This window comes from Agrobacterium sp. H141 (genome assembly GCF_057158725.1).
Window position 1 is genome coordinate 2,422,748 of sequence record NZ_CM169893.1, and the last position, 20,503, is coordinate 2,443,250.

A 20,503-nucleotide genomic window follows, 5' to 3' on the forward strand; every position below is an offset into this window, starting at 1 on the left:
TTTTCTCCGGCACTCGCAATCAGATAAGGGCATCAAGCAGGGTCATCAGCTCTTCGTCGCGCGGCGGCGGAGGCGTCCATTGGACATGCACGACGTCGACCGACTGCTGCTGCAGCGTTTCGGCAAAGAGTTCGACCCCGAGATTGATGACGGGGAGGTCTTCCTCGATGAGGAGTGGATTGTCAGTGTGTGGCATGGATGTCCCTCACCAAACGGGCCGCAAGCGCTGCGGCCTCGGCATTGCTGCGCACGACTTGAATTCCGGCCTCGACCAACCTGTCGCGCTGGCTGTCATAATTCTGGATGTCATCTTGCGTCCCGCATATCGTGACGATGACCGGCAGTCGCCGACCTTGTGCGGCCGCGAGTGAGCGTGCGTCGCGGATCGTGTCTGCGAGCACACCGGCAGGATCCTGATGAGCGCCGTAACCGATCACCAGATCGAGAAGGAGGAGCGCGACATCCGGGTCTTCTGCCTCCTTCAATATCCGCTGGTTGCGCATGAAGGGGTCGATCATCGGATGAGCGCGACCTTGGGTATAGGCATCATCTCCCATGTCGATAACCGTATGGCCCCGGCTTGAGAACAAGTCGGCAATCCGATTGTCACCATAGGCAAGATTGGATGAAATCGGCCCCAAAGCCTCACCGAGGATCAGCATGGCCTCGTAACACAATGTGCCGCCGGCATAGAGCCCGCGCACATAGCGTTGCGTCGGCGCCAGCATGGCCCTGGACGCCGTGACAAAGGCATCGGCATCGGCGTCCGGCAAAGCCGGCAGCGTCGCTTGCGGGTTGCGCAGCCGTGCTGCTGTCTGCGCGGTATCGGCCAGACTTTTCGCAAAGATGATGTTGCCGCGATGGTCAACGGGCTGGTCCTTGCCGAGAAAGTTGACGACGACCGGCTTGCCGATCGTCTCGACGAAACGCAGCACGGCTTCTGCGACCTGCGGGCTCGGCGGTTTGGAGGCGACGATGATCACCTCTGTGTTCGGGTCCTCGGCCAAGAGCTTCAAGCCCTGCAGCATGGTGAGCCCACCGATATCCTCGTGCAGGTCCCTGCCCCCGGTGCCGATCGCATGGCTCACGCCCTCGCCCATGGCATCGAGCAGGCACGAGATTTCCTGGATCCCGGTACCCGATGCGCCAACGATCCCGATCGCGCCCCGCGCAACCTTGTTGGCGAATCCGAATCCGATCCCGTTGATCAGCGCGGTGCCGCAATCTGGTCCCATCATCAGGCGGTTCTTCTCTGCCGCAAGCATCTTCAGGGTCTTTTCCTCGTCGAGCGGCATGTTGTCGCTGAACATCAGCACGTTGAGCCCGATCTCAAGCGCCCGCTTGGCTTCGCGAAAGGCAAACTGACCCGGTACCGAGATGACGACCAGCCGTGCATCCGGCTTCAGGGCATAAGCTGCATCCAGGGAGCGTGGATTAGCCGTCTTGCGGGCCGACTGGCTCTTTTCGCTGAGCGCCCTGCCCGCAGCCGCGATTGCCGCGTCGGCGCCCTCTTCGGTATCGGCAATGACTGCGATCGCGAGATCATCGGGATTGGCATCGCGCACGGAGGCGGTGAGCAAGCCGGAGGTTTCGAGGATCTTCTTGTTGTTGGCGGTGGCCATCATGACCATGGCTTCGCTGACGCCTGGCTCGCGCCGGAGTGCCTCGGACACCCGCATCAGCCGGACCGAGTCGTGATATTCCTTGGGACGGATTAGGACGCGCGAAGCCATCACTGCACCTTCCTTGCCGGCATATCGGTGTCATGGCACAGCGGGTAAGCGCCGATCGCATCGAATGCCATGCCGGTAATGCCGGCACTGGAGGTGACGATGTTGGTATTGCAGTGCAGTGGTACGGCGAGCGCGGCCTGCATCACCGCCTGCTGAACCTGCTTGAACAGCGGCACATAATCCTCCTTGTCGAGGCAGGTCTCGGCGGCATCGGTCAAGCTGTCGATCTCGGGATAGTCGTCCGCTCCGCGTTTGCTCCAGCCATAACCGTCGGGGCCGCTGCGGCGCGCGTGGTAGACAAAGCTCAACAATTGCGACGTGCTGGCATATTTTCCCTGCGGAATGAGGTTGTGCTCGCCATTCATGCCAGCCCGGATCCAGGGACCTGGATCGCAGAGCAAGACGTCGACGGCGATGCCGACGCGCGCGAGTTGACGCGTCACGATCGCACCGAACTGCGGGTAGAAATTCACTGGAAGGGCATAAAATACAACGGACAGCGGCACGCCGTCACGATAGCGCCGGCCATCGGCGCCAAGCAACCAGCCGGCCTTTTCCAGCATCCGGCCCGCCTTGTCCGGATCGAAAGCATAGGCTCCCTCGACGGCGGGATCGTAGCCCAGTGTAAACTGCGATACGGGACCATGGGCGCGCTGGAATTCGCCGTGAAAAACCTCCTGCACCAGGCTGTCCACGTCGAGCGCATGACTGATCGCCTGACGCACCGCAAGGTCATCTGTCGGCGTCTTCTTGATATTCATCATCAAGCTCACCGGGACCCCTCGGATCGGCCAAGTCGTGACATCGAACCGGCCATCGGCACGCAGTGATCGGCAGTCCGCAGGGTTGGTAAAATAGATTGCATCGACATCGCCCGCACGCAGCGCCGCTGTGCGCTGCTCATTGTCGGGAAGGAACTTGAAGACGATCTCGTCAATCAACGCCGGCCCCTTGTTCTCGACCAGCGGCGGCGCCCAGGCATAGGCCGCATTGCGCTTCAGCACGATGCAGTCGCCCGCGATCCAGCGATCAAAGACAAATGGCCCGGTGCCGACCGGATGGCGGGCGAACAATGCGCCTTTTTCTGCGACGGCCTTCGAGGAGACGGGCGCAAGCCAGCCCTGGCTCAGCGCATCGAGCAACAGCGCGTAAGGCGCGTCCAGCACGATCTCGACACAATGCGTATCGACCACGCGGCTTTCCCGATAGCTGCCGAGAAGCCCACCGGCCAATTGCGACTTCAACGCCGGGTCGCGCGCACGATCGAGGGAAAACTTCACCGAAGACGCATCGAACGGGGTTCCGTCGTGGAAGACGACCCCTTGCCGCAGGTTAAACCTGTAGACGCACTGATCCTCGGAGACAGAATAGGAAAGCGCCAGCCCGGGAAGATAATCGCCTTCGGCCGTCTTGTTCACCAGGGTGTCGAATACCCCATTCGTCATCTGCAACGCCAATTCGGCGGCCCCCAGATGCGGATCGACCCCGGAGGGCTCGTAATGGACGCCTATTTTCAGCTGCTTCAATGTATCCGTCCCGACTTCGATAAGTTCACATAAAAAACATATGTTCGTATTTGTATCGCCTTTGGAGTCGATTGCAATGGGAAAATGTCGCTTCCGTCAACGCGCCGTACCGGTTTGCCCCTGTCGGTAATCAAGCGGAGGTCCGCCCGCCGAGATAAGTGGCTGATATGTGAAGGCGGGACCTCTTGAGCACAGGAATTCGGATCTCGCGCTTTCCAAGTGCTCCGGCGACCGGAGAAGACTGGCGGCAGTCGTCGCCAGAACGATGGCGGCGAGCTTCATGCCCTTTTGGCCGATTGACGTGCCCCCGGCGGCAACTGCCTGCCAGGTGTGCGGCCGGGTGCCCGGCACCCAGGTTGCCGTGCCCAGGGCCGCGCAGGGCGCGATCCAGCTGAGGTCGCCAACATCGGTCGAGAAGGCACCGATCTGACCGTGATAGTAGCCACCCACCTGCGAAACCGACGAAAGGTCGGGTTTGTCGTCGAGGGTTTCCTGCAACACGCGGGCGAATTGCAATTCTTCCTCGGACCAGCGGATGGGCGGCGCGGCCTGAAGGTTCTGGTAGGTCAGCCGGCCGAGCGTATCATTCGGCAGCAAGGGATGGATCCCGCCGATCTGCTCGATCTCGACACGGGTGCCTGTCCCCATCGCAGCACCCTCAGCCGCCTGTCTGACCCGGGCAAAGACTTCGCGCACGACCGCGGCCTGCGGGTGGCGCACCGAGAGATAGCTTTCGGCAAAATCCGGGATTGTATTCGGCGCGTCGCCCCCGCGTGTGACGACGTAGTGGATATGGGTATGCAGCGGCACCAGCTCGCGCAGCATGGCTGCGATATGATGGAAGGCTTCGACAGCATGGAGCGCCGAGCGACCCGTTTCCGGCGCGCTGGCCGCATGCGCACTTTTGCCGTGAAAGCGGAATTTCGCGCCCATGCTGGCGAGAGAGTGGTTCTGCCAGACAGTGTTGCTGTCACCCGGATGCCAATGGAGGGCGACATCGATATCATCGAAGAGACCGGCGCGTGCCATATAGGCCTTGCCGGCGCCCCCTTCCTCCGCGGGCGTGCCATAGACGCGAACCTCGGCGGTCACGCCGCTCTCCTTCATCCAGCGCGTGACCGCGATGGCCGCGCCCAGCGATCCCGCGCCGAAGAGATTGTGGCCACAGGCGTGCCCTTTCGTCAGTCCCTCCACCGGCTGTCGGTTTGGCACGGCAGCCTGGGAGAAGCCTGGAAGCGCATCCATTTCCGCCAGGAATGCAATGACAGGACCTTGCCCCGCGCCATAGGTTGCAACGAAAGCGGTCGGAATCTCTGCCACACCGGTGCTCAGGGTAAATTGCTGGTCGCGCAAGGCCTGCGCCAGCAACGCCGAAGCCTGGGTTTCCTGATAGCCGAGTTCGGGATTGAGCCACATCGATTGCGCGAGTGCATTCATCGTCGGCGCATAGGCCTCGACATGGTCGACGATGCGCGTGCGGTCGGCATCTGCCAACGGCGTTCCAGTGCCGGCACTGCTTGTCTGATCCCGGCCTTTTTTATGCATGTTTGGCCTTCCAGTTAAACTCGACGATAGCGGTGCGGTGTCGACCGTCATCAAGGCACGCCTTGCAGGATTTGCCGCAAATAAGGCGTGACCTCGGCAATCATCTTGGCGGTTTGCATCGATCTTAGGTCCCTCTCGACTGCCGCCATATCGAAGAGGCTCGCCGTCAATGCGGCTTCGTCAAGCTTCGGGTGCAGCCCGTCACGGATTACAGGTTGGCCATCGACGAAGAGCATATGGACGGCCTCCGGACGTCCAAAATTCACCAGTCGCTCAAAGATCCGATGCGGCGCCATCAACCCAGGTGCGACGACGCGGTCTCCGTCGAGCAGCAGGATATCGGCTTTCTTGCCGACTTCGATCGTTCCCAACTGGGCGGACAGACCCAATGCCCGTGCACCGTTCACAGTTGCCATAGACAACACTTGACGGGCAGTCAGTGCAGCATGGCTGCGATAGACGAGACGCATTTCCTGGAACATGTCGGCATCGTCGTTCAGAGCCGCACTATCCAGTCCAAGGGCGACATTGACCCCGGCCTCCAGCATCCGGCCAACCGGTGCGAGCCCGTTCCTCAGGCGCAGATTGGAACTCAGATTGTGCACAACCGATGCGCCCGACTGCGCCATCAGGGCAATATCGTCTTCGGTCATCTGGACGCAGTGGGCGCAGGACAGCCGTTCATGCAGGACGCCCAGATCCGCCAGGTGGGACAGCTGCGATTTCGGTGCAAATTTGCAATTGTCGCGCGCCTGGTGCGGGCTTTCCAGCAAATGCATCTGGGTGTGCAGGCCGAGCTGCCGGGCCGTGGCCTCAATCGTTTGCAGCAGCGCGTCGCTGCTCCAATGCGCCGAGATCGGCCCCGCCATCAGCCAATTGCGCGAAGAGTCTGAAATCGAAGCGTAAGCTCGGAGAATGGCCTGATAGCGCTCGACGTCGAAGGGTTGCCGCTGCTCAAGAAATTCCGTGATGGCCGGACGGTGCTCTGCCGGCATGACGGCGCGCGCCTGTTGGAGCAAACGCGCCACGACGCTGTCATCCATCGCGCTGTAGACGATGCCGGCACGGATGCCGGATGCCGCGTAACCGCTGAGCACGGCCTTGAGGTTTTCCTCGCAAATGCGCGGATGGTAATAGCTGTTGATCGTGGTGCTGATGCCGCTTTTCAGTTGTCGAAGCGCAGAAAGCGCCGTGTCATGCTCCACATCCAGCATGGGCATCTGCAGCAGGCTGAGGATCCAGATTTCGAGGAGATCGTCGTCGATCCCGAGACTGAGGGGAGACAGACCCCGGCCGTGATCATGCGCATTGATCAGGCCGGGCAACGCAATCGCCGCCTCGCTGCCAAAGACGCTTGCTGTCGGAAATTCCGCGCGCAGATCATCGAACGCACCGATCGCCTTGATCGTGGCATTTTCGACATAGATCGCCGCCTTGTCGAGATAGCCCGGATGTGTCGACGGATCAGTGATCACCGTTCCTGCGCGGATGAGACTTGCCTGCTCTGCCATGGCTAATTGCGCAGTTTGGGATCGAGCATATCGCGGATCGCATCGCCCAGAAGATTGGAGGAAAGTACAACCAGTAGAATAGCGATCCCCGGAAAGACCGCAGCCCAAGGCGCATCCCACATCACCGTCCGACCGTCACTGAGCATTGCCCCCCATTCCGGATCCGGCGGCGTTGCGCCAAGCCCCAGAAAACTCAGTCCGGCGGCACCCAAAAGTGCCCAACCGTAAGACATGCTGGCGAGTGCCAGGATCTGCGGAAAGGCATTGGGCAAAATATGCAGGAAGATGATCCGCAGGTCCGAGCAGCCGGTGCTGCGCGCCGCATCGATATAGACTTCTTCCTTGATGCTGAGCACCGCACCGCGACTGACCCGGGCGAAATTGGTGATGCCCCCGATGCCGACGGCAATGATGACATTGTTCAGTCCGGTGCCGAGCACGGCAACGATCGACATTGCGAGCAGCACGCCCGGAAATGCCATCATCACATCGACGAGGCGCATCAGCAGATTGTCGATCCGACCGCCGTAGAAGCCGGAGATCAACCCGAGTGTCGCGCCGATCGAGGCCGAGATGGCAACCGCGAAGATGCCAATGACCAGTGACACGCGCGAGCCATACAGCATTCTCGACAGAATATCCCGGCCGGCGAGATCCGTCCCCATGAGATGCGACAGGCTGGGCGGCAGCATCGAGTTCTCGATCCTGACATCGTAAGGATCATAAGGTGCCAGCTGGGGCGCAAGGATTGCCAGCACGGCAAACAGCGCCAGAGTGCCCAACGCGAAGCGGGCAGTTTTGTGCGCGTAACACGCCTTGACGACGGCAAGCACGCCGGCACCGATCTTGGAGAGCCGGTAGGCCACCCTGCTCTTCTGGTTTTGCGCAAGCACTGTCATTCGAACCGGATCCTTGGATCAATGAGGGCATAGATGACGTCAATCACGATGTTCAAGGCTACGTAGACCAGCGACGTCAGCAGGACGGCCCCTTGAACCAGGGGGAAATCCTTGTCGAGGATGGCATCGACCATCACGGAACCCAGTCCCTTCCTGGAAAAGGCAGCCTCGACGAAAAAGGCCCCGGAAAACAACCAGCCGAACTGCAAGCCGATCATCGTGACAACCGAGATCATCGCATTCGGCAGCGCATGCTCGATCATGATCGACACATTCGACTTGCCTTGCGCGCGTGCGGTCAGAATGTAGTCCTGCTTCAACACCTCGAGCATGCTCGTCCGGGCAGCCTTGGCGATCGTGCCCATCGCACCGAGCGACAGGGTCAATGTCGGCAAGACCAGATGGGCGATGCTGCCCTGGCCGGACGCGGGCAACCAACCGAGCTGCACCGAAAACAACAGCACCATCATCAGTCCGAACCAGAAGGCAGGAACGGAAATGCTGACCGCGTTGAAGCCAAGGACCAGCCGGTCGAACCAGACGCTTTTGGACACTGCCGCGATTGCACCGAGAAGAATTCCGACAGGAATGGCAACCAGCATAGCGAGGGTGGTCAGAAGCAGTGTCGACGGAACGGAATTCGCCAGCAGATTGAGCACACTGTCACTGCTGACGATCGACCGCCCGAAATTGCCCAGCAGCACATTGCCCAGATAGCTGAAATATTGCTCGTAGAGCGGTAGATTGAGGCCGAGTTGGTCCCGCAATTGCTCGATCTGCTGGACCGAGGCACCGGATCGCGCCAGCATGGTGCTGACGGGATCTCCGGGCAGAAGATACATGAGCGCAAACGACAAACTGACCACTCCCAGGACGACCGGGAGTGATGCAATAATTCGGCGGACAATGAACCTGAACACTAGCCCTGCTTTCCTGCGATGGACATGTCATGTGCGCTTGTCACCAGGCCGACCAGACCAAAATCCAGTCCCTGCATCTGCTTGCTGGCACCGATTGCCACCGTGTAGTCGTAGACAGGGAGAATGAGTGCCTGCTCCATGATGTAGATTTGGGCCTGCTGGTACAGAGATGTCCGCTCCGCATCGTCTGCGGTTTCCTTGGCCTTGATCATCAGCGCATCCAGTTTCGCGTCCTTGAACTTGGAGAAGGCGAAGCCGTCATCGGCATATTCGGAGAGGAAGAAGGGTATCAGCGAGTCTCCGGCGGCAAAACCCGAGCCGCCGGTAAACAGCAGGTTCTTTTCCCCCTTCTTGCCGGCCTGGACCTGAACGGCGTATTCGAGCATCTGCAGCTCGACCTTGATGCCGATTTCCTTCAGTTGCGACTGCAGGAAAATACTGAAGGGCTCGCTGCTGCCCCAGGACGCCATCGCGACCTCCAGCACCAAGGGCTGGCCGTCTTTCTGTCGAATGCCATCGGCGCCGACGACCCAGCCGGCCGCGTCGAGTATCGAGGCGGCTTTTGCCGGATCGTAGGGGTAGAGGTCGTCCAGTTGCGGTGCAAATTCCGGCGTCGCATGCGACAGCGGACCACGTGCTTGCGGCGCAATGCCACGCATGATCGACTTCACGCCGGCTTCCATGTTGACGGCATGGAGCAGAGCCTGACGCACGGCCAGATCGTCCGTCGGGGCCTTCTGGGTATTGAGGAACCAGTAGGTCGGCTGCCCCGTCAGGTGCGAATAGATCACCTCGTAGTCGGACGAGGCCTGGACCCTGCTGAGACTGGTTGGCAGCAGGTCGAAAACGATATCGAAGTCGCCGGCAAGCAACGCGACCGAACGGCTGGAGGGTTCGGGCAGGAAGCGCCACTGCAGCTCATCGACCAATGCCGGCCCCGGATGGGCAAAGCTCTCCGGAGCCCAGGCATAGTCGGGGTTTTTCACCAATGTGTATTTCTCGCCGATATCGTATTCCGAGAACTTGTAAGGTCCCGTACCCGCCTGATGCATATGATATTCATCGCCCCATCGCGCGGCAGCCGCAGGCGACACCATTGCCAGATATGTCAGGCTCAGGTTGAACAGGAAGCCGCCATTCGCTTCCTTCAGGAGAATGGCGACCTTGGTGGGGGACATCACCTCAACGCCGGACACATCGGCGATCAGGGACGCAGCCTTCTGCGATTTCGGACCGATCGCGTTGATGCGCTCAAAATTGAACTTGACCGCCTCGGCATTGAACGGCGCGCCGTCGTGGAAGCTGACGCCCTCGCGCAGCTCAAACTCATAGCGCAAACCATCCTCCGAAACCTGCCAGGCGGTTGCCAGTCCGGGCACGATCTTGCCCGTCTTGTCCTGATAGACCAGCGTGTCGTAGACGGCCGACAGCACCATGAGGACTTCCCACTTGACGTCGATATGAGGGTCGAGACGCGCAGCCGCCTTTGTGCTTGCAAGCCTCACGACCGATTTTTCCCCATCGGCGGCGCGCGCGGCAGCCACTCCAAAGGCCGACAACAGCAGACCGCTCAGGCCTGCGACGCAAACTTCACGACGTGTAAACTGCGGCATAACTTCCCCTTTTGTGTTTGTAGCATGACGCTGGACAGAATGTTGCAATTGCGAACATAAATTGTCAATGTGAACATTATTGTTGTGATTTCATTCCCGGAGTTCCCCCCGTATGACCTTGACCCTTGAACAGGCCCAGACCGCCATTGCCGCCGCCATCGCCTTCGCGAACAAGCGCGACATCGCCATATGTGTCTGCGTTTGCGATGCTGGTGGCCGGCTCGTTTCCTTTGCGCGGATGGATGGTTCGAATTGGGCCAGCATCCACGGTTGCCAGGGAAAGGCATTGACCGCCGCTGCGACGCGGTCCAGAAGCGGCGCCATTCCACCGACCTCCGTCGTCATGCAGCGCATCGCCGAGCTGGAGGGAAACAATATGATATATGCCAAGGGGGCGGTGCCCCTGTTGCAGGATGGTCTTTTGCTGGGCGCGATCGGCGTGGGCGGGGCCAGTGCCGATCTCGATGAGGAATGTGCCCTTGCCGGCGCTGGCGCAATCGGCTGTGAAAGTTAGCCGGCAAACCCGGCGAGCGACGGTCTGCGGCGGCGCACGCCCTGCAGGCGGCGCGGCAGGAGTGCATTGACGTCGTGTTCGATTGTCATGATCGCAACCTGCCTCTAGCATGACTACCCTTCTGTTCACTCAAAACTTGAGGTTATACCGTTCTGCCTTGCGGAGCGCCGTATCAGCAGCGTGATCTGGATGGACCGTATAATGTGCGTCGCGATGCCCAACTGACGGGTTCAACGACACACGCCGTATCGAGGACTATTTATTTTCTTATAAGAAACATCAAGATTGACAATTTTCCAATAGGAAATTTATAGTCAAGCCGATCAGAGACCAAAAAAAGTGATCGCGTCCCGATCGCAGCAAGACGAACAGTGCCGCTTTGGCCGGAAAATCCATCAAGACAACCGCAATTCCCCCGCCATCGGAACGGCACATCGCGACCGCGGGGTCACGGCAATCCATGCCGCCGAAACAACGTTCAGCCTCTTTCATGTGGAACATCGGCAAGAGGTTGCGCCCGTCGAGGAAGGGGCCAAGCGAACCGGCATCGCCGCGCGGAAGGCGCTCCATGAGCCGGCGGCCCGGATCTATGTCGACAAGGGCCTGTTCATTCTGCCGGTCGATGTCCACGACGTCGTCGTGCATGACAAGGCTTGTCCGGCTCCGGCCCCAAGCCCGTATCCCCGGGCCGTATCGATTTTGTCGACGGCAACCCGGGCCGCATAATCGAACCTCAACGCCTTCGACCAGCTGTGGCGCAAGGCAGTCCCGTCAAACAGGAGGTCCAAGTGACCAAGATCAAACGAATGTTCGTGCTTCTTTGCGGCTATGAAATCATTCCCAAAACGATTTCGACCCGCGACATTGGCGCACGTTTCGTCATCTCTGTTCCGATCACCGCTTATCTCTTCGACACGGAAGAAGGCTGGGTCCTGTTCGATGCCGGTTTGGATGAAGCCAATCTGCGGGATCAAACGAAGCTGGAGGCGTTATACCTATCCAAAGGCTGGAACCCGCCGCCGGTCGTCAAACCGCATCACGAAATGGAACGGCAGCTTGCCGAGATTGGTATCGGGTTCAACGATATCACCATGGTCATCCTGTCCCATCTGCATGCCGACCACACCGGCCATCTCAAGCATATGCCACAGGCCACATTCGTGATCTCTCGCACAGAGTTCGAATACGGCCATTCGACCGCTGTGAGGAGCAGTTGCTTTCCCTCCGACTATGCCCTTCGCGGACTGGATTGGACCCTTGTGGACGGAGATACGGAGATCATGCAAGGCTTGCGCATCATCGCCACGCCCGGCCATTCCCCCGGACACCAGTCTCTGGATTGCGACCTGCCAGCCACAGGCCGTGTCGTGCTGGCCGCCGATGTCGGCGACCTGATGATCAATTTTACCGACGAAATCCTGCCTGGAGAAGCATCGAACGACGAACAGGCCCTGGCCTCGATCCGTCGCATCAACACCCTGGTCAAGGAGACCGGTGCCACGCTTTTCCTGACCCATGATCCGGATCTTGTCCAAACGATCAAACTGGCTCCCGACTTTTATGACTGAGACCGTCGCAGGTAACGGAGACGGCGGCTCTGGAATGTCGAGGATCGGACTCACCCTGCGGGGACTGTTGCCACAAGACTGCAAGCCCGGACGCGCAATCAGAATGACGACGAAGACAAGTCGCAAGGCGGCCGCTGAAAGGCCGGGCGGGCCGCAGCCTAGAGAAGACCGAGTTCGGCGAGCTCGCGTTTCAGGTCTTCGGGCATTTCGGCCAGATCGTCGCCGGATTGGCTGAGATCGCGGGGGGCGGCGTCCGGTTCCAGATAGCGCCAGCCCTGGAACGGGCGGCGGGGTGCCGGTGCGGTTTCGATCACTTCCGGGACCAGCACCAGTTCGCAACGGTTGATACCCTGCTCGTCGGTAAAGGACTTGATGTCGAGGAACTTCTGGCGTGCCGCGACCTGGCCCTTGATGATCCAGTACAGCGAGCCGCCATCCAGCAACTCCTCCACCCGTTTGGGTACCATACGGGTGACATGACTGCTTTGGGGTTCGAGGCCGGCAGAGACAGCGGACAGCGCGCGCTGAGCCACCCATTGCCTGAGGTCATCGATGGAATCGGCGCCAACGCAAAGCTTGATCATATGCAGTGTCATGGCAGATGCAGATACTCTCTCAGGCGGCAAGGTCAAGCGTCACGCAGGCAAAAGACGTCGGCCGTCAACACTCGACCGCATTGACAGCCAGGCCGCCGAGCGAGGTTTCCTTGTATTTCTCGCTCATGTCATTGCCGGTCTGGCGCATGGTTTCCACGCAGGCGTCGAGGCTGACGAAATGCTCGCCGTCCCCCTTCAAGGCCAAAGAGGCGGCGGTGACGGCCTTGACGGCCCCCAGCGCATTGCGCTCGATGCAGGGGACCTGAACGAGGCCACCCACGGGATCGCAGGTCATGCCGAGATGGTGTTCAAGCGCAATCTCGGCGGCGTTTTCGATCTGCTCCGGCGATCCGCCCATGACGGCGGCAAGGCCGGCGGCGGCCATGGCCGAGGCCGAGCCCACTTCGCCCTGACAGCCGACTTCCGCACCCGATATCGACGCATTGGTCTTGATGAGGCCACCCACGGCTGCGGCCGTCAGGATATAATCGCGGATACCCTCCTGATCGGCGTCGGGATGGAAATGCAGATAATAGCGGACCGTGGCCGGCACGACGCCGGCAGCGCCGTTGGTCGGTGCCGTGACGACGCGACCGCCAGCGGCGTTCTCTTCGTTTACCGCCATGGCGTAGACCGACAGCCAGTCATTGGCGAGAACCGGGTTGAGGCGATTGGAACGCCATTCCTGTTCCAGCTTTTCGTGGATGGAGCGGGCGCGGCGGCGGACCTTCAGACCGCCCGGCAAGATGCCGTCCTGACGCAGGCCCCTGTCGATACAGCCGGTCATGGCGTTCCATATGCGGTCGATGCCGGCATTGAGCTCGTCTCGGCTCATGACCGTCTCTTCATTGGCGCGCTTCATCTGGGCGATGGTGAGGCCGGACGCGCGGGCCATGTCGAGCATTTGCCGGGCATTGGCGAAGGGATAGGGAACCTTGGTCGAAACCGCCGTCTTCCGGGCGGCCTTGGTCGCTTCAAGCTCGGTGTCGGTGACGACGAAGCCGCCGCCTATCGAATAATAGACCGTGCTGAGAATCACGCGGCCATCGCGATCGAGGGCTGAAAAACGCATGCCATTGGCATGGCCCGGCAGCGGGTTTTTCTTGTCGAAGACCAGATCCGTGTCCGGTTGGAAGGCGTAGGCCGGATGACCCGGTGGCGTCACCTGCGCCTTGCGCTCGACCTCGGCGATCATGTCATCCATCCGGTCGGGATCGATGGTGTCGGGGGCTTCGCCCATGAGACCAATGATGACCGCCCTGCCCGTTCCGTGACCGATGCCGGTATAGGCGAGCGAACCATGCAGGCTGACCTTCAACCCTGCTACTTGAGCACCAGCCGGCCTTGGCCAGTCGTCCGAAAGGATCAGATCGAGAAACCGGTTGGCTGCCGACATCGGCCCCATGGTGTGGGAGCTCGACGGGCCAACCCCGATCTTGAACACATCGAATACGGACAGAAACATGAAATGCGGCCCCTTGCCTGCTGTTTATGGTGGAACGCTAGAGGAGTGCGCGACAAAAGCGTAGCGGCCAACCGACATTGCCTTTCAAGGCAGCGACACGCGGTGAAAAGTCACGGCGTTCGTCAGCCTGAGATGGTGACTTTCTCCCCATCTATCAACAGATTTACCAAGCTTTGCATACAAAAACGGCGCGGTCTGGGAAAGACCACGCCGTTTTTGCAATACCGGGATCGATGATTTCAGATACGACCAAACAGATAAGCCAACGCCAAGATGCCTGCAAAGCCGAGCAGCGCGCGAAACGTGATGCTCCAGCAGGACTTCTGGATGCTTTCTTCCATAATGACTCCGAATTAATTCGCTTGTTGTAAAAGCTGTCCCCCGACCGCTTTCCTGATGCTCATCTATTAAAATTCGCTTCTCTTCGCAATCGCAAAATATGGCTTATGCGTGGCTTTTCCAACATGACAGCCATGTGACTATTGCATGGAACGTCGGGATATCAAAGATTTATCGAAAATTTGAGCGAAAATCACATTTTTTCGCCGCCCCAATTTGGCCCGAGAGGTTGACGGAAATTTACCTTGTCTGCGCAATCGCCCGTGGCCTAGAGTTTTGCCAGTTTCAATTCATGCGGGCGAATCGGTGACCATTACAGACATTATTGCTCTCTTATTGTTTGCCCTGCTGTGGATGCTGTTTTCCTGGGTCACGGGCATTGCGCAGGTGCTGCCGCGCAAGAGCCTGACACAGGCGATGGCGGAGCGTCGGCGCGAATGGCTCGAGAATTCCCTGACCCGCGATCTGAAGATGATCGATACGCAAATTTTGTCCGGCCTGCAGAATGGCACCGGCTTTTTTGCATCGACCTCTATCTTCGCCATCGGTGGCTGCTTTGCGCTGCTTGGAGCGACCGATCAGGTGGATACGGTCTTTCGCGACATTCCCTTTATCAGCCATAGCAGCCGGACCGCATTCGAGCTCAAGGTGTGCGGCCTGACGGCGATGTTCGGCTATTCCTTTTTCAAGTTCGGCTGGTCCTACCGGCTGTTCAACTATTGCACGATCCTGTTTGGTGCGGTGCCGATGATGGCGCAGACACGGGTCGATATCGATCAGGCCAGAATTGCCATCGACCGGGTGATCGAGATGAATGTCATCGCCGCCAAGCATTTCAACGCCGGCCTGAGAGCGATCTTCCTGTCCATCGGCTATCTCGGCTGGTTTGCCGGGCCATACGTGTTCATGGGAACGTCAATATTCGTCTTTATCGTGCTTGTGCGCAGACAATTCTTCTCCGAAGCACGTCGAACGGCTCTATCGACAACGCTGCCATGAAAAGGCCGAATTCGCCCTCCCATTGCGCGGACTGAACCGACATCGTCGACACGCCACAACCGCATTCAACGGGAATTGACCTTGGCCGCCCCACACTCCGCCCCCACAGTCGCTGCGTCCCTGCCCAGAATTGGCGTGCTCGACACCCTGCGCGGTATCGCTCTCATTGCCATGGCGTCCTACCATTTCGGCTGGGATCTGGAGTTCTTCGGCTATCTGGATCCGGGCGCTGCCTCCCACGGGCTGATGCGGATCTATGCGCGCGGCATTGCCAGCAGCTTTCTGCTTCTGGTCGGCGTCAGCCTTGTGCTGGCCCATTACCCGGGCATTCGCTGGCGCTCATTCTGGCGGCGTTTGGCAACGGTCGTTGTCGCGGCGGTCGCCATTACCATTGCCACATGGTTCTTCACGCCGGACGCCTTCATCTTCTTCGGCATCCTGCATTGCATCGCGGCCGCAAGCCTTGTCGGGCTGGCCTTCCTGCGCCTGCCGTGGATCGTCACGCTGGTCGTCGGTGCGGCGGCAATCCTTTTGCCATTCTATGTGCGCTCGCCTGTCTTCGACCTGCCCTATCTGAAGTGGGTCGGTCTATCGACCGTGCTGACACGCTCCAATGATTATGTGCCAATGCTGCCCTGGGCCGGCGTGGTTCTGGTCGGCATCGCCTGTGGCCGGTTGATGCTGGCGCTCGGTCTGCAACACCGCCTTGCCAATGTGCCTGCGGGTCCCCGGATTTTGCGCTTCATCGGTCGCCACAGTCTGGCGTTCTATCTGCTGCATCAACCGGTGCTGATTGCATTGGTCTATGCGATGAGCATGGCCGTACCGCCCGCCGCGCGCGATCCACAGCAGGACTATCTGGCAAGCTGCCATGCCAGCTGTGTTCAACAAGGCAATGACGCGACGCTGTGCACCCAGTTCTGCGCCTGCACGCTCGACAGGTTGCAAAACGAGAAGCTTTTCGCGCCACTCCAGTCTGGCGCAATCCAGGCGGGTCAGAATGCGGATATCACACGTATTGCGAAAGAGTGCACCGCATCCAGCTTCCCGGGGAACTGAGCCCATGAATGCGCATCGTCTGAAGCCTTCCCGTTTTCACTGGCCGCCCTTGTTCTATGCGGCAGCGATTGCCTTGGCGTTTCTGCTTGAACGTCTTTTCAACCTGTCGATTGCACCAAGCAGCCGCGACATCTTTCTTTTGTCCGGTGGGCTCATGATCGTTCTGGCGCTTGCGCTCGAGCTCTGGTCCGTGCGGACCCTGTGGCGCCATCATACATCGGTGATGCCGTACAAGCGGGCCAACAGGCTGGTCACGGACGGACCCTATCGGCTGTCACGCAATCCGAGCTATCTCGGCTACACGATGTTGACAATCGGCATCGGTCTGGTGACCGCCAGCCCGTGGTTTCTGGTGGCTGCTCTTACGGCTGCGTTTTTCACCACGTCGATGGCGATCCGCTGCGAAGAGATGCATCTGCTGAGCCGCTTCGGGGCTGATTTCGAACATTACTGCCAACAGACGCGGCGCTGGATCTGAGACAGGCGCGTCAGTTGGGCGGAAAAGGGCTTCAGACCGCAAGGGGCCGAACCAGCTTTCGCTGCAGACGCTTCAACATGGTGGAGACGATCAGTTTGTGGGCCGGACCGACAGGCAGCATATAAAGTCGCCCGAAGGCATTGTGCGTGATCACGGACGAGGTGATCGTCAGTCGCTTGTCTAGGATCTGGATGCTGGTCATGACGTCGAGGTGGCGATCACGCTCCGTCAGCACGAGCGCATTCGGCTCGACATGTTCGACCAGAAAGAAATCCAGCCTGTCGCCAATGCTGACTGTTTCCCTTGGCACACCGGAAAAGCCGCCGATCCTTTTGACGCCAAACCGCGATGCGACGGCGTCGCGGATGCGAAACGCCGTTTTCATCAAGGGCAAAGGCTCGGCGATGATGAGGTTCCACGCCTGAAGCGCCGTCATCTCGACAGGCAGATTGGCAGAGCGCGTGTCGAAGAAATGAAGTGCGCCCCTGACGTCCAGAATGAAGCCATCGGCGGTCGAAATCACCGCGCGTGCCGCGACGAACAGGTCACGTGCCGACGCCGATCTCGACCAGGCGGGTGAGACAGGCTTCTTCGGCCGTATCCAGCTCGGCGAGGGTTTCCTCGATATCGCGACGCTTCTGGCGCAGATCCTCACGCTTCTGATCGATGCGCGACATCATCAATTTGAGCTGGCCGATCTCGCCCGGCGGTTCCTTGTAGACATGGACAATTTCGCGAATTTCGGCGACAGTAAAGCCGATCCGGCGACCGCGAAGGATCTCCTGCAGCAGCCGGCGATCGGCAGCGCGATACAGACGCGTTCGCCCACGGCGCTCCGGATGGAGAAGACCTTCATCCTCGTAGAAACGAAGCGTGCGAGTCGAGACGCCGAATTCGCGTGTCAGTTCGGTGATGCTGTAGTGTTTTTTCACGATAAATCCGAGTTATTTCACGTCGGATCACTGTAAAGTCATTTACGTAAAAGTCAATTTTTTCTGACGTGCACGTCAACTAATCGAGAACCACCAGGTCGCCAATCCGAGGAAGGAGAAAAAGCCGGTGATATCGGTGACGGTGGTCACGAATACGGCCGATGCGACGGCAGGATCGATTTCGAGCCTGTCGAGCAGCAGCGGGATCAGGATGCCGGCCAGGGCTGCGGCGATCATGTTGATCAGCATGGCTGCGGCAATGATACCGCCGATATTGACGTCCTGAAACCAGAAACCGGCGATCAGACCGATCAACAGACCAAACACCATGCCGTGCAGCAGCCCCACGCCCGCCTCACGTCGCACGACGCGCCAGGCATTGTGGATGCTGAGATTACGGGTGGCAAGCGCCCGCACGGTCACGGTCATGGTCTGCGAGCCGGCATTGCCGCCCATGCCGGCGACAATGGGCATGAGGACAGCGAGCGCGACGATCTGTTGAATGGTGGCCTCGAACAGCGAGATGACCGAGGCGGCGAGGAATGCCGTCAGCAGGTTGACTGCGAGCCATGGCGCACGCGAGCGGGAAATATCGGCGATATTGTCCGACAGTTCTTCGTCGCCCACACCGGCCAGACGACGGATATCCTCGTCGGCTTCTTCGTGAATCACATCGACCACGTCATCGATGGTCAGCACACCGACCAGACGATCATTCTCATCGACGACGGCCGCGGAGAGAAGGTCGTATTGTTCGAAGATCTGCGCTGCCTCTTCCTGGTCCATCTCGGCCGGGATCGGATGGTTGGTCTCGCGCATGATCGCCTCGACCTTGACCATGCGCTTGCCGCGCAAGATGTTGTCGAGATCGACGGCTCCGAGGAGCTTGAAGGTCGGGTCGATGACAAAGATCTGCGAGAAACTGTCCGGCAGGTCCTCGTCGTCGCGCAGATAGTCGATGGTCTGGCCGATGGTCCAGAACGGTGGCACTGCGACGAACTCCGTCTGCATGCGTCGACCGGCGGAACTTTCCGGATAATCCAGCGCCCGGCTTAGCCGCACCCGCTCGGTAAAGGGCAGTTGCGCCAGAATTTCATCCCGGTCTTCCTGCTCCAGGTCTTCCAGAATGTAGACCGCGTCATCCGAATCGAGATCGCCGATGGCCGCTGCGATCTGCGAGTTCGGCATCTGGTCGACGATCTGCATGCGGATCGCTTCGTCGACCTCGGTCAGAGCGGTCAGGTCGAAATCATCGCCCAGAAGGTGGACCAGCGCATAGCGCTGATCCTGCTGGAGAGATTCGATCAGGTCACCGAGCTCGGACTCGTGCAGTCTGGCGACGTTATTGCGCAGAAAGAGCGTGTCGCGGTCGGCGATGGCTGCGCCGACCATCGTGAGAAAGTCGGATCGCACAGAGCCATCTTCATCATAGATGTCGTGGCCGCTCTCTTCTGCAGCGGTGGCGCGGAGGTCTTCGTCAACATCGCTCATCGATCCGCCCCTTCCCCGGCCTCAGCCGCATGTCTGTTTCGCCGGTCAGACAATGGCGACTGAAAACGTATTGTCAACAACTGCATAGCAATGTCATGGAGACTATGCGCATTTGCGAATGTGGCTCGTGCTAGCCCATTCGCGCCGGAAGGTCCACCCACCGGACATCAGCATAACAACCGGCGGTGCCTGGCAGTTCCCACCGCCATCACGGAAACGCAAATGAAACGCGACCTCGTCTACTTTCCCGACAACAGGCTGACAGTGCCCTGTGCGCCCGTGACCCAATTCGACGCATCGCTGAAGGCTCTTGCTGACGATCTATACGATACGATGCGGGCGGCACCGGGTGTCGGGATCACCGCTGCCCATATCGGAATTCCTCTGCGTGTGGTGGTTCTGGAGCTCCCGGAGATCGGTGGGCGGCACGATTATATCAATCCGGAGGTGCTCAGCCATTCGGTCGAGACAACGAGCCATACGGAAGGCAGCGTCTCCATGCCCGGAGCAACCGAGACGGTGACAAGGCCGGCCAGCATTCGCCTTCGATACCAGGATCTGGACGGCCAGGTTCAGGAACGCGCCATGGACGGCTTTGCGGCGATCTGCATGCAACACGAGATCGACCAGCTCAACGGCATCTTCTGGCTGCAGCGACTTTCCCGGTTAAAGCGAGAGCGGCTGGTGAAGCAATGGAAGAAAAATCGATAATCTCGCTCGATTGGTGAACCTTGCGGTGGCTTGCGCGTTGTCTTTTGACTGCAATCAAAGCCGAGGTCACGATCATGATCGACAAGAAAACCGAATTCACCCGCGAAGAAGATTACCGCGACTTCGAGGCGCGCGATCTCAAGGAAGGCTGGCCTTATAGCGATGAGGCGGGTGCTGTGGCGCCGGAGGTTGGCAATGGTCCCTATGGCAAGGCAGAAGCGGATTTCGACCGCGAGCGCAACGAGGGCTATCGTGTGACCGAAGTCGAGGCAGACGGTTTCCAGCCGAAGCTGAAAAACAGCGTCCTGCCGGAGACCGATCGTCGCGAAAACAGCGATCAGGTCGAATCTGAGGTCAATGCGGCGCTTGAGGAGATCCGTGAGATCGATCTGATGGGCGTGGACATCCATGTCGACCGGCACGTGGTTACGCTTCGCGGCGCCGTGGACACGGCGGAAGAGCGCCGCAAGATCGAGCTTGTAGCCCTGGGTGCCAAAGGCGTGGAGGAGGTGCGGAACCTCATCAACACGCGCGGAATCGACACCCATATTCCACAGGACAACGACTAGACTTGCCTGAGGTCTAAGACTTGCCTGAGGTCTAA

General features: G+C 59.6%; 21 protein-coding genes. 7 read left to right on the top strand and 14 right to left on the bottom strand.

The genetic code is table 11. From position 1 onward, the window contains the following. Window positions 1-19 precede the first annotated feature (19 nt). From ACWPM9_RS11000 to ACWPM9_RS11035, 8 genes are all read right to left on the bottom strand, one after another. Complete coding sequence (locus ACWPM9_RS11000; RefSeq protein ID WP_484755154.1) at window positions 20-196, bottom strand: hypothetical protein; 177 nt, start codon at window positions 194-196, stop codon at window positions 20-22. Then, on the bottom strand, window positions 183-1,733 hold the full coding sequence (fdrA, locus tag ACWPM9_RS11005) for an acyl-CoA synthetase FdrA (protein WP_484755155.1): 1,551 nt from the start codon (window positions 1,731-1,733) through the stop codon (window positions 183-185). Before fdrA ends, ACWPM9_RS11000 begins: the two co-directional genes overlap by 14 nt. After that, on the bottom strand, window positions 1,733-3,259 hold the full coding sequence (locus ACWPM9_RS11010) for an ABC transporter substrate-binding protein (RefSeq protein ID WP_484755156.1): 1,527 nt from the start codon (window positions 3,257-3,259) through the stop codon (window positions 1,733-1,735). Before ACWPM9_RS11010 ends, fdrA begins: the two co-directional genes overlap by 1 nt. A gap of 96 nt (window positions 3,260-3,355) precedes the next feature. Continuing rightward, complete coding sequence (locus tag ACWPM9_RS11015; RefSeq protein WP_484755157.1) at window positions 3,356-4,804, bottom strand: amidohydrolase; 1,449 nt, start codon at window positions 4,802-4,804, stop codon at window positions 3,356-3,358. 50 nt (window positions 4,805-4,854) lie between these two features. Beyond that, entirely contained in the window at window positions 4,855-6,315 is a 1,461-nt protein-coding gene (locus ACWPM9_RS11020) for an amidohydrolase family protein (protein ID WP_484755158.1), read from the bottom strand. Between the two features lie 2 nt (window positions 6,316-6,317). After that, window positions 6,318-7,214, bottom strand: coding sequence for an ABC transporter permease (locus ACWPM9_RS11025; RefSeq protein WP_484755159.1), 897 nt, complete (start codon window positions 7,212-7,214; stop codon window positions 6,318-6,320). After that, window positions 7,211-8,071 carry an ABC transporter permease gene (locus ACWPM9_RS11030; RefSeq protein WP_484755160.1) on the bottom strand — a complete coding sequence of 287 codons (861 nt, stop codon included), beginning with the start codon at window positions 8,069-8,071 and terminating at the stop codon, window positions 7,211-7,213. The genes ACWPM9_RS11025 and ACWPM9_RS11030 overlap by 4 nt, the downstream gene beginning before the upstream one ends. A gap of 62 nt (window positions 8,072-8,133) precedes the next feature. Further along, window positions 8,134-9,747 carry an ABC transporter substrate-binding protein gene (locus tag ACWPM9_RS11035; protein WP_484755161.1) on the bottom strand — a complete coding sequence of 538 codons (1,614 nt, stop codon included), beginning with the start codon at window positions 9,745-9,747 and terminating at the stop codon, window positions 8,134-8,136. Between the two features lie 112 nt (window positions 9,748-9,859). On the opposite strand from ACWPM9_RS11035, the gene ACWPM9_RS11040 reads away from it, so the two are divergent. Beyond that, a complete protein-coding gene (locus ACWPM9_RS11040; RefSeq protein ID WP_484755162.1) occupies window positions 9,860-10,261 on the top strand; it encodes a GlcG/HbpS family heme-binding protein in 402 nt (133 codons plus the stop codon). A gap of 279 nt (window positions 10,262-10,540) precedes the next feature. Here the strand turns inward: ACWPM9_RS11040 and ACWPM9_RS11045 are convergent, their stop codons facing one another. Continuing rightward, a complete protein-coding gene (locus tag ACWPM9_RS11045) occupies window positions 10,541-10,891 on the bottom strand; it encodes a hypothetical protein (protein ID WP_484755163.1) in 351 nt (116 codons plus the stop codon). A 158-nt stretch (window positions 10,892-11,049) separates the two neighbouring features. Here ACWPM9_RS11045 and ACWPM9_RS11050 point away from each other — a divergent pair, with 158 nt between their 5' ends. After that, window positions 11,050-11,829: an N-acyl homoserine lactonase family protein gene (locus ACWPM9_RS11050; RefSeq protein WP_484755164.1), complete on the top strand. Its 780-nt coding sequence runs from the start codon at window positions 11,050-11,052 to the stop codon at window positions 11,827-11,829. A 158-nt stretch (window positions 11,830-11,987) separates the two neighbouring features. On the opposite strand, the gene ACWPM9_RS11055 is transcribed toward ACWPM9_RS11050, so the two are convergent. Both ACWPM9_RS11055 and ACWPM9_RS11060 read right to left on the bottom strand, forming a co-directional pair. Continuing rightward, window positions 11,988-12,425, bottom strand: coding sequence for a DUF1489 family protein (locus ACWPM9_RS11055; RefSeq protein ID WP_484755165.1), 438 nt, complete (start codon window positions 12,423-12,425; stop codon window positions 11,988-11,990). A gap of 64 nt (window positions 12,426-12,489) precedes the next feature. Then, window positions 12,490-13,890, bottom strand: coding sequence for an L-serine ammonia-lyase (locus ACWPM9_RS11060; RefSeq protein WP_484755166.1), 1,401 nt, complete (start codon window positions 13,888-13,890; stop codon window positions 12,490-12,492). A gap of 645 nt (window positions 13,891-14,535) precedes the next feature. Between ACWPM9_RS11060 and ACWPM9_RS11065 the strand changes: the two genes are divergently transcribed. The 3 genes from ACWPM9_RS11065 (at window position 14,536) to ACWPM9_RS11075 (ending at window position 16,765) form a co-directional block, all read left to right on the top strand. After that, on the top strand, window positions 14,536-15,228 hold the full coding sequence (locus tag ACWPM9_RS11065; protein WP_428186645.1) for a DUF599 domain-containing protein: 693 nt from the start codon (window positions 14,536-14,538) through the stop codon (window positions 15,226-15,228). Between the two features lie 81 nt (window positions 15,229-15,309). Further along, entirely contained in the window at window positions 15,310-16,287 is a 978-nt protein-coding gene (locus ACWPM9_RS11070) for an acetyltransferase domain-containing protein (protein WP_484755167.1), read from the top strand. A 4-nt stretch (window positions 16,288-16,291) separates the two neighbouring features. Next, a complete protein-coding gene (locus ACWPM9_RS11075) occupies window positions 16,292-16,765 on the top strand; it encodes a methyltransferase family protein (RefSeq protein ID WP_428186643.1) in 474 nt (157 codons plus the stop codon). Between the two features lie 31 nt (window positions 16,766-16,796). Here ACWPM9_RS11075 and ACWPM9_RS11080 read toward each other — a convergent pair whose 3' ends face one another. The 3 genes from ACWPM9_RS11080 to mgtE form a co-directional block, all read right to left on the bottom strand. Then, entirely contained in the window at window positions 16,797-17,288 is a 492-nt protein-coding gene (locus ACWPM9_RS11080) for a DUF2867 domain-containing protein (RefSeq protein ID WP_484755168.1), read from the bottom strand. Between the two features lie 22 nt (window positions 17,289-17,310). Further along, complete coding sequence (locus ACWPM9_RS11085) at window positions 17,311-17,697, bottom strand: MerR family transcriptional regulator (RefSeq protein WP_428186641.1); 387 nt, start codon at window positions 17,695-17,697, stop codon at window positions 17,311-17,313. Window positions 17,698-17,772: 75 nt separating this feature from the next. After that, on the bottom strand, window positions 17,773-19,188 hold the full coding sequence (mgtE, locus tag ACWPM9_RS11090; protein ID WP_484755169.1) for a magnesium transporter: 1,416 nt from the start codon (window positions 19,186-19,188) through the stop codon (window positions 17,773-17,775). A gap of 222 nt (window positions 19,189-19,410) precedes the next feature. Here mgtE and ACWPM9_RS11095 point away from each other — a divergent pair, with 222 nt between their 5' ends. Both ACWPM9_RS11095 and ACWPM9_RS11100 read left to right on the top strand, forming a co-directional pair. Further along, window positions 19,411-19,899: a peptide deformylase gene (locus ACWPM9_RS11095; RefSeq protein WP_484755170.1), complete on the top strand. Its 489-nt coding sequence runs from the start codon at window positions 19,411-19,413 to the stop codon at window positions 19,897-19,899. Between the two features lie 74 nt (window positions 19,900-19,973). Further along, window positions 19,974-20,468 (top strand): BON domain-containing protein, encoded by a 495-nt coding sequence (locus ACWPM9_RS11100; protein WP_428186638.1) that lies wholly within the window; start codon window positions 19,974-19,976, stop codon window positions 20,466-20,468. Window positions 20,469-20,503 lie beyond the last annotated feature (35 nt).